The sequence below is a fragment of the Streptococcus sp. CCH5-D3 genome (assembly GCF_001556435.1).
Taxonomy (GTDB): Bacteria; Bacillota; Bacilli; order Lactobacillales; family Streptococcaceae; genus Streptococcus.
Window position 1 is genome coordinate 1 of sequence record NZ_LSIW01000144.1, and the last position, 318, is coordinate 318.

A 318-nucleotide genomic window follows, 5' to 3' on the forward strand; every position below is an offset into this window, starting at 1 on the left:
ATGATCCACATAATCCAACAGATCCAATCAATCCAAATGATCCAAACAGTCCAAACTACCCTGCGAAAGATCAATGGAAGAAAGATGTGACATCAACTGTTCATTATGTAGGAGCAGGTGCTCAAACACCACCTGATAACGTTCAAAACGCCCAATGGACACGTACATTGGAACTTGATAAAGTTACAGGTGAAATTCTTAACCCTAATGAACCATGGGTAGCTAATAAGACGGATTATGCGTCAGTGCCAACACCAAATGTCACTGGCTACTATGCGGATAAAGCAAGCGTTCCAACTAAGACGGTTACCCAAGATA

1 protein-coding gene is annotated in these 318 nt (G+C 41.8%); it reads left to right on the forward strand.

Translation table 11 applies throughout. The annotated features are described in order from the left end of the window. The coding region (locus AX662_RS10810; RefSeq protein ID WP_443030983.1) for a mucin-binding protein at nucleotides 1-318 on the forward strand (318 nt) is incomplete at both ends.